Genomic DNA, 13,053 nt, shown 5'->3' with positions numbered 1-13,053 from the left:
AGGTCGCACGGATGGGGATCGGGGCCCCGCGGTCGATCCGGACACGATGATGACCGAGTCTCCGCGCCACATCCCCGTCATGCTCGACCGCACGCTCGAGCTGCTCGATCCCGCCCTTTCCGTCGAGGGCGCGGTGCTCGTCGACGCCACCCTCGGTCTTGGCGGTCACGCCGAAGCGGCGCTCGAGCGGCACCCGGGTCTCACGCTCGTCGGCCTCGACCGAGACACCGACGCGCTCGCACGGGCCGGTGCGCGCCTGGAGCGGTTCGGCGACCGCGTGCACCTCGTGCACACCGTCTACAGCGGCGTGCGTGAGGCTCTCGACAGCGTCGGCATCCGACGCGCGACCGCCGTGCTGTTCGACCTGGGTGTGTCGTCGATGCAGCTCGACGAGGCCGAGCGCGGCTTCGCCTATGCCCAGGATGCTCCGCTCGACATGCGCATGGACCGCACCACCGGCATCACCGCGGCCACGATCCTCGCCGAGTACCCCGAGTCCGAGCTGCGGCGCATCTTCTACGCCTACGGCGAGGAGAAGCTCGCGCCCCGTTACGCCCGCAGCATCGTGCAGGCACGTGCGGAGCATCCCCTCGAACGTTCCTCGCAGCTCGTCCAACTCATCATCGACGCCACGCCGCGCGCCGTGCAGCGGGCGGGCCACCCCGCGAAGCGCGTGTTCCAGGCGCTCCGTATCGAGGTCAACGCCGAGCTCGCCGCCCTCGAGCTCGCGTTGCCGGCCGCGCTCGACGCGCTCGCCGTCGGGGGCCGCATCGTCGTGCTGGCGTACCAGTCGCTCGAGGACCGCATCGTCAAGCGCGAGCTCGCCGCCCGCTCGCAGTCGACGGCGCCCGCCGGGCTGCCCGTCGAGCTGCCGGAGCACCGTCCCGAGTTCTCCCTCCTCGTGCGGGGAGCCGAGCAGGCCGATGAGGCCGAGCGCGCGCGCAACCCGCGGGCCATCCCGGTTCGCCTGCGCGCCGCCGAGCGGCTGCGGGAGGCCGCATGAGCGCCGTTCCGCTGACGCGCGCCCCGGAACGGAGTGCGGCGCCGAATCGCGCACCGCTCGAGGTCGTCGCCACGCGCCGTCAGCGCCGTGCCCGCCCGCGTGCGGTGTACGCGATCGCGACGGTCGTCGGCGTGTTCGCGATCCTGCTCGCGCAGCTGGTGCTGAGCATCGTGCTCTCGGATGGCGCCTACCGCATCACGGCTCTCGAAGCCCAGCGGATCGAGCTCGACCGCACCGCCCAGATGCTCACCGAAGACCTCAACGTCTTCGACTCGGCGCAGAACGTCGCGGCCAATGCCGAGTCTCTCGGCATGGTGGTCAGCTCCGTGAGCCCCGCCTTCCTGCTCCTCTCCGATGGGTCCGTGCAGGGCAGCCCGACGCCGGCGGGGGCCGGCACCGGTGTGCTCGACGGTCGGGGCGATCTCGTCGGCAACGTGCTGCTGGCCGACGTGCCCCTCGTGACCCCGGCGGCGGCAGGGGGTGCATCGGCGGCGGGCGTGCCTCCGACGCCGCTGCCGTCGGGGTCGCTACCGTCGGGACCAAGCGCGGCGGTGCCGTCGGGGGCGCTGCCCTCGCCGGTGACGCGCTGATCGACCGGGGAGGGGAGCGCGCATGGTGACTGTCGAGCGCCGCACACGTCGCCGTCTGGCGGCGTGGATGCTCGTGCTCGCGATCGTGCTCTCGGCGTTCGTCGTGCGCCTCGTCGATATCCAGGTCGTGCGGGCCGAGCAGCTGGCGCAAGAGTCGGAGGCGCGGCGCTCGATACCGATGACGATCCACGGCGCGCGGGGAGACATCGTCGACGCCCGCGGCGTCGTCCTCGCCGACTCCGTGTTCCGGTACGACATCACCGTGTCGCCCCGGTTCGTGCGCGACTACGAGCGCACCGACGAGGCGACCGGCGATGAGGTGACGCGCACGGTGTCCGACTCGCTCGCGGCGCTCGCGGCCATCGTCGGGGGAGACCCGATCGCGATGTTCACCGAAATCCAGGCCCAACTGGCGGACGACCCCGATGACGATCATGCCTACCTCGCCCGCGGCGTGACCCCCGAGATGTTCGAGCAGGTGCGGGAGCTGGGCATCCCATGGGTCTACTGGGAGCGGATCCCCGCCCGCACGTACCCGAACGGGCAGATCGCCGGCAACCTCGTGGGCTTCCTGGGCACCGATGGACCGCAGACGGGCCTCGAGTACCGCCTCAACGACTGCCTCGAGGCATCGGACGGCGAAGCGACGTACGAGCGCGGCGCTGACGGCGTGCGACTGCCGGGCACGACGGTCGTCGCGCAGGACGCGGTGGACGGCGGCACGCTGCACCTCACGATCGACGCCGATGTGCAGTGGTTCGCGCAGCAGGCGATCGCCGAGCAGGCCACGGCGATCGGGGCGGAGTGGGCGACGGCGGTCGTCGTGCGGGTCTCCGACGGCCACCTGATCGCCGCCGCCGACTGGCCGACGGTCGACCCCAACAACGTCGACGGCACGGCGCCGGAGAACCTCGGGTCGCGCGTGTTCACCTGGCCCTACGAGCCGGGCTCGACGATCAAGTCGGCCACGTTCGCCGCCCTGATCGACTCGGGTGCAGCCACCCTCGCCGATCAGGTCATCGCCCCGCGCCGCTACAACACGATCGCGGGTTTCCAGATCGGCGATGCCTGGGACCACGGCGATCTGCGCTACACGGCGGCGGGCGTGCTCATGAACTCGTCGAACACCGGGACGTCGGTCTTGAGCGAGCGGCTCTCGCTCGCTCAGCGCCACGACTACCTCACGGGCTTCGGCTTCGGCACGCAGACCGCTGTCGACTTCCTCGGCGAGGAGCCGGGCTTCGTGGGTGCCGCCGATGAGGTCGACGGTCACACGGCCGTCACCCAGATGTTCGGCCAGGGCATGACGGCGACGAGCGCTCAGGTCGCGAGCCTCTACCAGACCCTGGCCAACGGGGGAGTGCGCGCGCCGCTCACACTCGTGACGGGGTGCGAGCACGCAGACGGCACGGTCACGAACCTGCCGCCGACGGAGGGCGTGCGGGTCGTCGGCGAGTCGGCCGCGCGCGACGTCATCGCGACGCTCGAGAACGTCGTCACCCAGGGGTTCCTCTCCCGCCAGCTGAGCATCCCCGGCTATCGCGTCGCCGCGAAGACGGGAACCGCGGAGGTGTCGGAGAACGGTGCGTACGGCGACGAGCGCATCGTCTCGGTCGCGGGCACGGCGCCCGCCGACGACCCGCAGTTCGTCGTGGTCGTCACGTACGGCAAGCCCGATACGATGAAGACGTCGGCCGCCGCGGCGCCCACCTTCCGGTCGATCATGACCCAGGTGCTGAAGACCTTCCGGGTGCCTCCGTCGTCGGTGCCGGCACCGAGCATCCCGCTGACCTGGTGAGAGGTCAGCCCCGATAGAGCTGAGGTTGCGTTGTCCCGCATTCCCCCCGTGCTGCGGCCCGAGCACCCGGAGCCCCGACCGCTCCTCGGTCTCGTCGAGGCGTTCGGTCTCGAGCACCACGGCGCCACCGAGGGCGTCGATGTCACGGGCGTGACGCTCTCGACGGGTGACCTGCGACCCGGCGACCTCTTCGTGGGCCTGCGCGGGGCGCACCGGCACGGGGCCGAGTTTGCTGCCGACGCGGCAGCGGCGGGCGCGGTCGCGGTGCTGACCGACCCCGAGGGCCGGGCGATCGCCGAGCAGTCGGGTCTGCCCGTCATCGTCGTGCCCGATCCCCGTGCGGCGCTCGGGGAGATCGCTGCCTGGGTGTACGGCACGCGCGAGCAGCCCCCGCTCATGCTCGGTGTCACGGGCACGAACGGCAAGACCTCGACCGCGTACCTCCTCGAGGGCATTCTGCGCCAGCTCGGTCGCGTCACCGGCCTCAGCTCGACGGCCGAGCGCCACATCGGCGACCTGACTGTCGTGAGCCGGCTGACCACGCCGGAAGCGAGCGAGATGCACGCCCTCCTGGCGCGCATGCGCGAGGCGGGAGTCGATGCCGTGGCGGTCGAGGTGAGCGCGCAGGCGCTCAGTCGGCATCGTGTCGACGGGCTGCTGTTCGACGTCGTCGGCTTCACCAACCTCACCCACGATCACCTCGACGACTACGCCGACATGGAGGAGTACTACCAGGCGAAGCTGCCGCTGTTCTTCCCCGACCGGGGTCGCCGCGGCGTCGTCTCGCTCGACTCTCCCTACGGCGCGCGCGTGGTGGCTGACGCGCGCATCCCCGTCGTCTCCATCGCCTCGCTGCCCGACGTCGTCGCCGACTGGCGCGTCGAGATCACCGAGGAGCACCCGGCCCACACCGGCTTCCGGCTCTCCGGCCCCGAGGGGCGCGCGATCGAGACGCGCGTTCCGCTCATCGGCGGGCACATGGCGGCCAACGCCGGTCTCGCGATCGTCATGCTGGTCGAAGCGGGCATCGCGCTCGACGACATCGCCGCAGCCCTCGGCGTGACAGGAATCGACGCCTACCTGCCGGGCCGCACCGAGCGGGTCTCCGGCGACCGCGGGCCGAGCGTCTACGTCGACTTCGGCCACAGCGCTGACGCCTTCGCGCACACCCTCGCCGCCGTGCGCCGCTTCACCACCGGGCGCACGATCATGGTGTTCGGCGCCGATGGCGACCGCGACGCCACGAAGCGGCACGAGATGGCGCGCGTCGCGGCCGAGGGCTGCGACGTGCTCGTCATCACCGACCACCACCCGCGCTTCGAAGACCCGGCGTCCATCCGCGCGACCCTCCTCGACGGTGCCGCGATGGCGACGAACCGCCCCGAGATCCACGAGGTCAGCCCGCCCGAGCAGGCGATCCGCGTCGCCGTGAACCTGGCCCAGGAGGGCGACTCGATCCTCTGGGCAGGCCCGGGCCACCAGGACTACCGCGATATCCGCGGCGTCCGCACCGAGTACTCGGCTCGCGACGAGGCTCGGGCGGCCCTGCGCGAAGCCGGCTGGTGATCCGATGACACGCAGCGCGCTCGTCGTCGACGACGTCGTGCATCGCCTCGAGGGCTCCCGCCTGTGGCTGCGCCTGGGCGACGAGCGCGCCGAGGTCGGTCTCGACGCGGTGGGTCAGGCCGCCGTGGAGGCGGCCGTCGCGCTGGTCGAGTCGCGCCTCGACGCGGGCGACGGTCTCGACGCTGCGGTCGAGTCCGTCGTGGGCACGATCCGCGACATCCCCGGTCGCACCGCGCGCCGCCCCCTCGCCAACGGTGCCGTGCTTCTCGACGACACCGCCGCGGCGACAGCGCTCGACGTGCGCGCATCGCTGCGGGTGCTCGCCGACATCGCTCGAGGCCGCTCCCGATCGTTCGCCGTCCTCGGCGAGCTGGAGACCGCGCCCGCCGACTGGTTCGACGATCACGACGCGCTCGGGCGCATCGTCGTGCGCCTCGACGTCAGCCAGCTGATCGTCGTGGGAGAGGGCGCCCGCCATATCCACAACGCCGCCGGGCTCGAGGGGTCGTGGGACGGAGAGTCGATTCTCGTCGGCACGCTCGAGCAGGCATACGATGTCGTGCGTGCGCAGGTCGACGAGGGAGATGTGGTGCTCGTGAGCGCGGCATCCCGAACCCCCCTGCACGATCTCGTCCGTCTGCTCCTGGAGGCTGACGCATGATCGCGCTCATGTTCGCGGGAGCCTTCTCGCTCGCGTTCACCCTGCTGCTGACGCCGCTCTTCATCCGGCTCTTCAATCGCCTCGAGTGGGGCCAGTTCATCCGCGACGACGGCCCGCAGTCGCACCACACCAAGCGCGGCACGCCCACCATGGGCGGCATCGTGTTCATTCTCGGCGCCGTGCTGGGCTACTTCTTCGGGCACCTCGTGAGCGGCGAGCCGGTCACGCTCAGCGCCCTGCTCGTGCTCGGGCTCATGGTGGGTCTCGGGCTCATCGGCTTCATCGACGACTTCACGAAGACCCGGAAGCAGCGCAGCCTCGGGCTGGGCGGCTGGGCCAAGATCGCCGGGCAGGCGGTGGTCGCGACGATCTTCGCCGTGCTCGCCCTGTCGTTCCCCGACTCCGACGGGCTCACACCGGCATCGACCGCGATCTCGGCCGTCCGCGACATCCACTGGCTCGACTTCGCGGTGTTCGGCACGATCGGCGCCTTCATCGCTTTCGCCATCTGGGTCAACGTCATCGTCGTGAGCACCTCGAACGCCGTGAACGTCGCCGACGGCCTCGACGGACTCGCCACGGGCGCCTCGATCCTCTCGGTCGCGGCCTACATCTTCATCGCCTTCTGGCAGTTCAACCAGTCGTGCAACAACGCGCTGATCGACCCGGCCAATGAGTACCGCTGCTACGAGGTGCGCGACTCGCTCGATCTCGCCATCGTCGCCGCGGCGATCGCCGCGAGCCTCATCGGCTTCCTGTGGTGGAACACCTCGCCCGCCCAGATCTTCATGGGCGACACGGGCTCGCTCGCGATCGGCGGCGCCCTCGCCGCCCTCGCCATCCTGACCCGCACCGAGCTGCTGCTCGTGCTCATCGGCGGTCTCTTCCTCATCGTCACCGGCTCGGTGATCGTGCAGCGCGCCTACTTCAAGATCACCAAGGGCAAGCGCATCTTCCTCATGAGCCCGCTGCACCACCACTTCGAGCTGAAGGGTTGGGCCGAGGTGACGGTCGTCGTGCGCTTCTGGCTCATCGGCGGTCTGTTCGTCGCAGTGGGCGTCGGCCTGTTCTACCTCGAATGGGTCAGCCAGTAGCCGTGAGCCCACTATCACCGCGTCGCCCGGACGATCTGCAGAGCTGGCATTCCGACTGGTCGGGCCTCCGCGTGCTCGTGCTCGGCCTCGGCGTCACGGGTTTCTCCGTCGCCGACACGCTCGCCGAGCTCGGGTGCCGCGTGGTCGTGGCCGCCCATCGCCCTGATGACGACCGAGCGCGCATCCTGCCCGTGATCGGGGTCGAGCTCATCGATCTCACCACGGCCGATGAACTGCCGTCCGCGTTCGACGCGCTCGACCCCGAGCTCGTCATCGTCTCTCCCGGCTTCCGTCCCGATCATCCGCACGTGGTGTGGGCACGTGAGCGCGGCACCCCCGTGTGGGGCGACATCGAGCTCGCCTGGCGCGTGCGCGACAAGGTTGCCCCTCCGGCGGAGTGGGTGCTCATCACGGGCACGAACGGCAAGACCACCACGACCCAGCTCACCGCGACGATGCTGCAGGAGGACGGCCGTCGGGTCGCGCCCTGCGGCAACATCGGGGTTCCCGTGCTCGACGCCGTGCGCGACCCCGGCGGTTTCGATGTGCTCGTTGTCGAGCTCTCGAGCTTCCAGCTGCACTGGATGCCCGACGACGGCCCCGGCGCCGTGCGGCCCCTCGCGAGCACCTGCCTCAACCTCGCGGAGGATCACTACGACTGGCACGGCGGGGCCGAGGCCTACGCGGCGGCGAAGGCCAAGATCTACGCGCACACGCGCGTCGCCTGCGTCTACAACCTCACCGACGCGGCGACCATGCGCATGGTCGAGGAGGCCGAGGTGCAGGAGGGCTGCCGAGCGATCGGCTTCGGGGCGGCCGTGCCCGGGCCGAGCGATGTCGGCGTCGTCGACGACCTGATCGTCGACCGGGCGTTCCTCGACGAGCGGCGCACGAGCGCTCTCGAGCTCGCCGAGCTCGCCGACGTCATGGCGGCCGGGCTCGCGACTCCGCACGGCCTGGCGAACACGCTCGCCGCGGCGGCGCTCGCTCGGGCGGTCGGGGCGGCACCGCTGTCGATCCGCGACGCGCTGCGGCGGTTCCGCGTCGATGCGCATCGCACCGAGCTCATCGCGATCGACGCCGACATCGCCTGGGTCGACGACTCGAAGGCGACGAACCCGCACGCCGCCGCGTCCGCCCTCAGCGCCTACCGCTCGGTCATCTGGATCGTCGGCGGGCTGCTCAAAGGGGTCGACCTCGCCCCCCTCGTCGCCGCTCATCGCGACCGCCTGCGGGCCGCCATCATCATCGGGGCCGAGCGGGATGCGGTGCGCGCGGCGTTCGCACGACACGCGCCCGCGCTGCCGCTGTTCGAGGTCGACGACCGCGAGACTGAGCGGGTGATGCCTGCCGCGGTGCGGCTGGCCGCCGGCGTGGCGCAGGGTGGCGACACCGTGCTCCTCGCTCCGGCCGCGGCATCCATGGACCAGTTCGTCGACTACGCCGACCGCGGCAGCCGTTTCGCCGCCGCCGTTCGGCAGCACCTGGAGGGGGAGGCCCATGACGACGGTCCGTCCTCCGCAGGGTCGCCCGGCACCTGAGCCCGCGCCCCGCACGCCACCGGCCGCGATCGTCGCGGTGCGGAAGCTGTTCGGCGTGGAGCACCCCGACGCGATGATCGTCGTCGGCACGGTGATCTTCCTCGTGCTCTTCGGGCTCGTGATGGTGCTCTCATCGTCGGCCGTGACCTCGGCGCAGAACAACGAGGGCGACTTCTTCGCGGTGTTCCTGCGTCAGGGGCTGTTCGCCCTCATCGGCATCCCGCTCATGCTCACGATCGCCCGGCTGCCGGCGGTGTTCTGGCGGCGCTGGGCGCGGCACGCTGTCATGCTCGGCCTCGCCCTGCAGCTGCTCGTCTTCACGGGACTCGGGTATGACTACGGTGGCAACCAGAACTGGATCTCGCTGGGAGGCTTCACCGCGCAGCCCTCCGAGTTCCTCAAGCTGGCTCTCGTCGTCTGGCTCGCGACCGTGCTCGCCGATCGCGCGAACGCGTTCACCGACTGGCGCAGCGTGGTCATCCCCGCGGTGCCGGTCTCGCTGCTCGCGGTCGTGATGGTGCTCGCGGGGCAAGACCTCGGCACGGCATCCATCATGATCGTGATCGTGCTCGCCGCGCTCTTCTTCGCCGGCGCCCCCCTGCGGTACCTCGTCGGGATGGTCGCCGTCGTCGCGCTCGGAGCGGTGCTGTTCGCCCTCACCTCGAGCTCGCGATCGAGCCGCATCGACGTGTGGCTCAACGGCTGCGCGCCCGAGGACTACGAATTCACCTGCTGGCAGTCGGTGCATGCCCTGTGGGCTCTCGGTTCGGGCGGTGTCTTCGGAGTCGGCCTCGGCAACTCGGCGACGAAGTGGCGGTGGTTGCCGCACGCCGAGAGCGACTTCATCTTCGCGATCATCGGTGAAGAGCTCGGGCTCATCGGCGCACTCGTCGTGCTCGTGCTGTTCGCGGTGCTCGCGGTCGGGCTGGTGCGGCTCGTGCGACGACACGAGAACCCCTTCCACCGCATCGCGACCGGCGCGATCATGGTCTGGATCATCGGCCAGGCCCTCGTCAACATCGCGGTCGTGCTCGGCATGCTGCCGGTGCTCGGCCTGCCGCTGCCGTTCATCTCTGCCGGAGGGTCGGCCCTCGTGTCGTCGCTGCTGGCCATCGGGGTGGTGCTCTCCCTCGCGCGCGACCTGCCGCTGCCGCGCCGGGCGATGCCGGTGGTCGCCCCGGGGTCGCCCGCACGATGACCACGGCCCTGCTCGCCGGCGGGGGCACCGCCGGTCATGTCAACCCGCTCCTCGCCCTCGCCGACCACTGGCGGACGGCCGAGCCGGGCGTCGAGCTGCTCGTGCTCGGCACGGCCGAGGGGCTCGAGGCCCGGCTCGTGCCCGACCGCGGGTACGAACTGCTGACGATCCCGCGCGTGCCTTTCCCGCGCCGGCTGAATCGCGATGCCGCCCGGTTCCCCGCCCGGTTCCGCGACGCGGTCCGTCGCACCCGGGCGATCATCCGAGATCGGGCGGTGGATGTCGTGGTCGGCTTCGGGGGGTACGCCTCGGCGCCGGCGTACGTCGCCGCCCGTCTCGAAGGGATCCCGATCGTCGCCCACGAGGCGAATGCCCGCCCCGGCATCGCCAACCGGCTCGCCCGCTGGCTCGGCGGCCGCGTGGCGATCACGTTCGCGGGCACGCCGCTGCGTCGCGCACGACTCGTCGGCATGCCGCTGCGCCCGGAGATCTCGACGCTCGACCGGCCCGCCGCGCGCGCCGAGGCGCTGCGGCACTTCGGCCTCGCGGCAGACCGCCCCGTGCTGCTCGTGACCGGCGGCTCGACGGGGGCGAAGCGGCTCAACGACACCCTGACGGCATCGGCCGCCCGCGTGCTCGGTGCCGGCTGGCAGGTGCTGCACATCACCGGCAGCGGGCGCGGGGGAGACGACCCCGGGCTCGTCGGCTATCGAACGATGCCCTACTGCGATCGCATGGATCTCGCGTTTTCTGCCGCCGATCTCGTGCTCTGCCGCGCGGGTTCGGCGACCGTGAGCGAGCTCGCCGCGCTGGGGCTTCCCTCGGTGCTCGTGCCCTATGCGGCCGGCAACGGCGAGCAGCGTCTCAATGCCCGCGAGCTCGTCGCGGCCGGCGGCGCCGTTCTCGTGGCCGATGCCGAGCTCACGGAGCAGTGGGTGGCGCGCGAACTGGTTCCGCTCCTCGGTCGTCGCGGCGAGATTGCCCGCATGGCCGCGGCCGCCGCCTCGGTCGGCCGCCGCGACGGAGACGAGGCGCTGCTCGCCCTCGTGCGCGAGGCCCTCGCCGAGACCCGCCTAGGCTGAGTGCCGATGATCAAGCCCGACCCCGCCCTGGTTCTTCCCGAGACGCTCGGTCGCCTGCATTTCGTCGGTATCGGCGGAAGCGGCATGAGCGGCATCGCGCGCATGTTCCGCGCTCGCGGTTTCTCCGTGACGGGCAGCGACCGGTCTGATTCCGCGGCAGTCCAGTCTCTGCGCGAGCTCGGTATCCCGGTGAGCATCGGCCACGACGCCGCCCACGTCGGTGACGCGGAGACGCTCGTCGTGACCGGTGCCCTGTGGGAGGACAACCCCGAGTACCAGGAGGCGCTGCGGCGCGGCCTGCCCGTTCTGCACCGCTCGCAGGCTCTCGCCTGGCTCGTGCGCGGCGAGCGCCTCGTCGCGGTCGCGGGCGCGCACGGCAAGTCGACGTCGACCGGGATGCTCGTGACCGCCCTGCGCGCCCTCGACCTCGACCCGTCCTTCGTGAACGGCGCGGTCATCCAGGGCTCGGGGACGAGCGCGGCGTGGGGCGAGGGCGATCTGTTCGTCGTCGAGGCGGATGAATCCGACGGCTCGTTCCTGCTCTACGACGTCGCCGTGGCGCTCATCACCAACATCGACACCGACCACCTCGACCACTACGGCGATGAGACGGCGCTCGAGCGCGCGTTCGAGACCTTCGCGACGGGTGCGAGCGAGCTGCTCGTGCTCTCGGCCGACGACCCGGCGACCCGGCGGTTGCGCGAGCGCCTCGACAGCCAGCGGGTCGGCGAGGCCCCCGCGGTCCCGGTGCTCACCTTCGGCGAGGCGGCCGACGCCGATGTGCGGCTCGTGGCGATCTCCGAGACGGGGCCGATCCGCTACCGGGTCGCGGTCGCGGGGGCCGAGCACGACGGTGAGCTCGCCATCCCGGGCCGGCACAACGCCCTCAATGCCGCGGGAGTGATCGCGGTGCTCGTGGGGCTCGGGATCGATGCTGCGGATGCTGTGCGCGCGCTCGACGGGTTCGCCGGCACCCAGCGGAGGTTCGAGGCCCACGGCCTCGCCGACGGTGTGCGGCTCTACGACGACTACGCCCACCATCCGACCGAGGTCGCCGCGGCCCTCCAGACCGCCCGATCCGTCGTCGGCGCGGGGCGCGTCATCGCGATCCACCAGCCGCATCTCTACAGCCGCACGCAGGCCATGGCGGGCGAGTTCGCCGAGGTCTACGAGCACGGTGCCGACCACACCGTGGTGCTCGACGTCTACGGTGCGCGGGAGGATCCGATCCCCGGCGTCACGGGCGCCCTCGTCGTCGAGCGCTTCGACGACGCGAGCCGCGTCGACTACCGGCCCGACTGGCAGGCGGCGGCCGACCGCATCGCCGAGATCGCGCATGCCGGTGACATCGTCATGACGCTGAGCTGCGGCGACGTCTACCGGATCATCCCGCAGGTGCGGGCGGCGCTGGAGGCACGTCATGCCGGAGCCGCGGCGCCGTGAAGCGTCCCGAGGGCTTCGCCGGCGACCAGCCGGCTCTCCCCGCGTCGAAGCCGACCCCGGGGAGGGCCTCCCGCACCGCCGCTGCTGCGCCGAGCGGATCCGAGCGCACCCCTCCGGCGGAAGCCCGTGCTCGCGCTCCGCGAGCGCCCCGAGCCCCTCGCGCGCAGAGCCCGACCATCCGTCCGGTATCGAACGATCGCACCGCGCGAACGGCGGCTCGCGCCGCGGCGCGGCAGAGGCGCCGCGACGAGCGCGAGGAGGTGCGCCGCTTCACTCGGCGGTCGCGACGACGCCGGCTCGCCGCGACGACGGCGGCCGCGACGGCGGTCGCGCTCGTTGGCGGCGTCGCCATCGTCACGCTGTCTCCGCTCATGGCCCTCGACACGATCGAGGTGATCGGCACGAGCCGGCTCGATGCCACCGCCGTGGGGGCCGCGCTCGACGACCACCGGGGCACGCCGCTCGCCCTGCTCGATGAGAGCGCGATCCGCGACGACCTCGCTGCCTTCCCGCTCATCCGCTCGTACGCGACCGAGGTCGTGCCCCCGCACACGCTCGTGGTGCGCATCGTCGAGCGCGCGCCGGTCGGCGCCATCGAACGCGGGGCCGTGGTCGATCTCGTCGACGCCGCGGGCGTCGTGGTCGAGACCTCGCCGGAGCGACCGGCGGGCATCCCGCTCATCGCCGCGACGAGCACCGACCCCGAATCTCTGGCGTTCCGCAGCGTGTCCGCCGTGCTCTCGGCCTTGCCGGAGACCCTGCGCGGCCAGGTTGACGTGATCTCCGCTTCGACGCGCGACGACGTCACCTTCACGATGACGGGGATCGGGCACCGCGTCGTGTGGGGCAGCGCCGAGAGATCAGGGTTCAAGGCGCGCGTGCTCGCGGCCGCGATCGCCGCGACGGGCCAGGACGCGGCGTGGGAGTACGACGTCTCTGCTCCCGAGAGCCTCGTGGTGCGCCGCCTCTGAGCCCGTGGCCTCGGGGGCGCACGCTTCGTGCCGGCGGAATCGCGACACGCGGCGCGCCTGGGCCGCAGCCCCGCCCGAGGGCCCTACCGTCTCCCTCAGCACTACA

At 71.8% G+C, this 13,053-nt stretch carries 11 protein-coding genes; all 11 read left to right on the top strand.

Features of this window, described 5'->3' with window-relative positions; translation table 11 throughout:
- Positions 1–49 precede the first annotated feature (49 nt).
- The 11 genes from rsmH (at position 50) to ACTIE9_RS01790 (ending at position 12,947) form a co-directional block, all read left to right on the top strand.
- Positions 50–1,003 (top strand): 16S rRNA (cytosine(1402)-N(4))-methyltransferase RsmH, encoded by a 954-nt coding sequence (gene rsmH / locus ACTIE9_RS01840; RefSeq protein ID WP_439563919.1) that lies wholly within the window; start codon positions 50–52, stop codon positions 1,001–1,003.
- A complete protein-coding gene (locus tag ACTIE9_RS01835) occupies positions 1,000–1,593 on the top strand; it encodes a hypothetical protein (RefSeq protein ID WP_439563869.1) in 594 nt (197 codons plus the stop codon). Before rsmH ends, ACTIE9_RS01835 begins: the two co-directional genes overlap by 4 nt.
- A 22-nt stretch (positions 1,594–1,615) precedes the next feature.
- Complete coding sequence (locus tag ACTIE9_RS01830; protein WP_439563868.1) at positions 1,616–3,391, top strand: peptidoglycan D,D-transpeptidase FtsI family protein; 1,776 nt, start codon at positions 1,616–1,618, stop codon at positions 3,389–3,391.
- Between the two features lie 30 nt (positions 3,392–3,421).
- On the top strand, positions 3,422–4,957 hold the full coding sequence (locus ACTIE9_RS01825; protein ID WP_439563867.1) for a Mur ligase family protein: 1,536 nt from the start codon (positions 3,422–3,424) through the stop codon (positions 4,955–4,957).
- A 4-nt stretch (positions 4,958–4,961) separates the two neighbouring features.
- Complete coding sequence (locus tag ACTIE9_RS01820) at positions 4,962–5,618, top strand: glutamate ligase domain-containing protein (protein ID WP_439563866.1); 657 nt, start codon at positions 4,962–4,964, stop codon at positions 5,616–5,618.
- Positions 5,615–6,712: a phospho-N-acetylmuramoyl-pentapeptide-transferase gene (gene mraY / locus ACTIE9_RS01815; RefSeq protein WP_439563865.1), complete on the top strand. Its 1,098-nt coding sequence runs from the start codon at positions 5,615–5,617 to the stop codon at positions 6,710–6,712. Before ACTIE9_RS01820 ends, mraY begins: the two co-directional genes overlap by 4 nt.
- Positions 6,713–6,714: 2 nt before the next feature.
- The gene (gene murD / locus ACTIE9_RS01810) at positions 6,715–8,253 is read left to right on the top strand and encodes a UDP-N-acetylmuramoyl-L-alanine--D-glutamate ligase (protein ID WP_439563864.1); all 1,539 of its coding nucleotides are present in this window, start codon (positions 6,715–6,717) and stop codon (positions 8,251–8,253) included.
- A complete protein-coding gene (gene ftsW, locus ACTIE9_RS01805; protein WP_439563863.1) occupies positions 8,213–9,451 on the top strand; it encodes a putative lipid II flippase FtsW in 1,239 nt (412 codons plus the stop codon). The genes murD and ftsW overlap by 41 nt, the downstream gene beginning before the upstream one ends.
- Complete coding sequence (locus ACTIE9_RS01800; protein ID WP_439563862.1) at positions 9,448–10,533, top strand: UDP-N-acetylglucosamine--N-acetylmuramyl-(pentapeptide) pyrophosphoryl-undecaprenol N-acetylglucosamine transferase; 1,086 nt, start codon at positions 9,448–9,450, stop codon at positions 10,531–10,533. Before ftsW ends, ACTIE9_RS01800 begins: the two co-directional genes overlap by 4 nt.
- Positions 10,534–10,539: 6 nt before the next feature.
- Positions 10,540–11,976: a UDP-N-acetylmuramate--L-alanine ligase gene (murC, locus tag ACTIE9_RS01795; RefSeq protein ID WP_439563861.1), complete on the top strand. Its 1,437-nt coding sequence runs from the start codon at positions 10,540–10,542 to the stop codon at positions 11,974–11,976.
- A 260-nt stretch (positions 11,977–12,236) separates the two neighbouring features.
- Positions 12,237–12,947: an FtsQ-type POTRA domain-containing protein gene (locus tag ACTIE9_RS01790; RefSeq protein ID WP_439563860.1), complete on the top strand. Its 711-nt coding sequence runs from the start codon at positions 12,237–12,239 to the stop codon at positions 12,945–12,947.
- The last annotated feature ends 106 nt before the right edge of the window (positions 12,948–13,053 follow it).

The organism is Microcella sp., from assembly GCF_051860105.1.
GTDB lineage: Bacteria > Actinomycetota > Actinomycetes > Actinomycetales > Microbacteriaceae > Microcella.
Note: the sequence above shows the minus strand (reverse complement) of the source record. Positions and strands in the feature narration are given on the sequence as shown.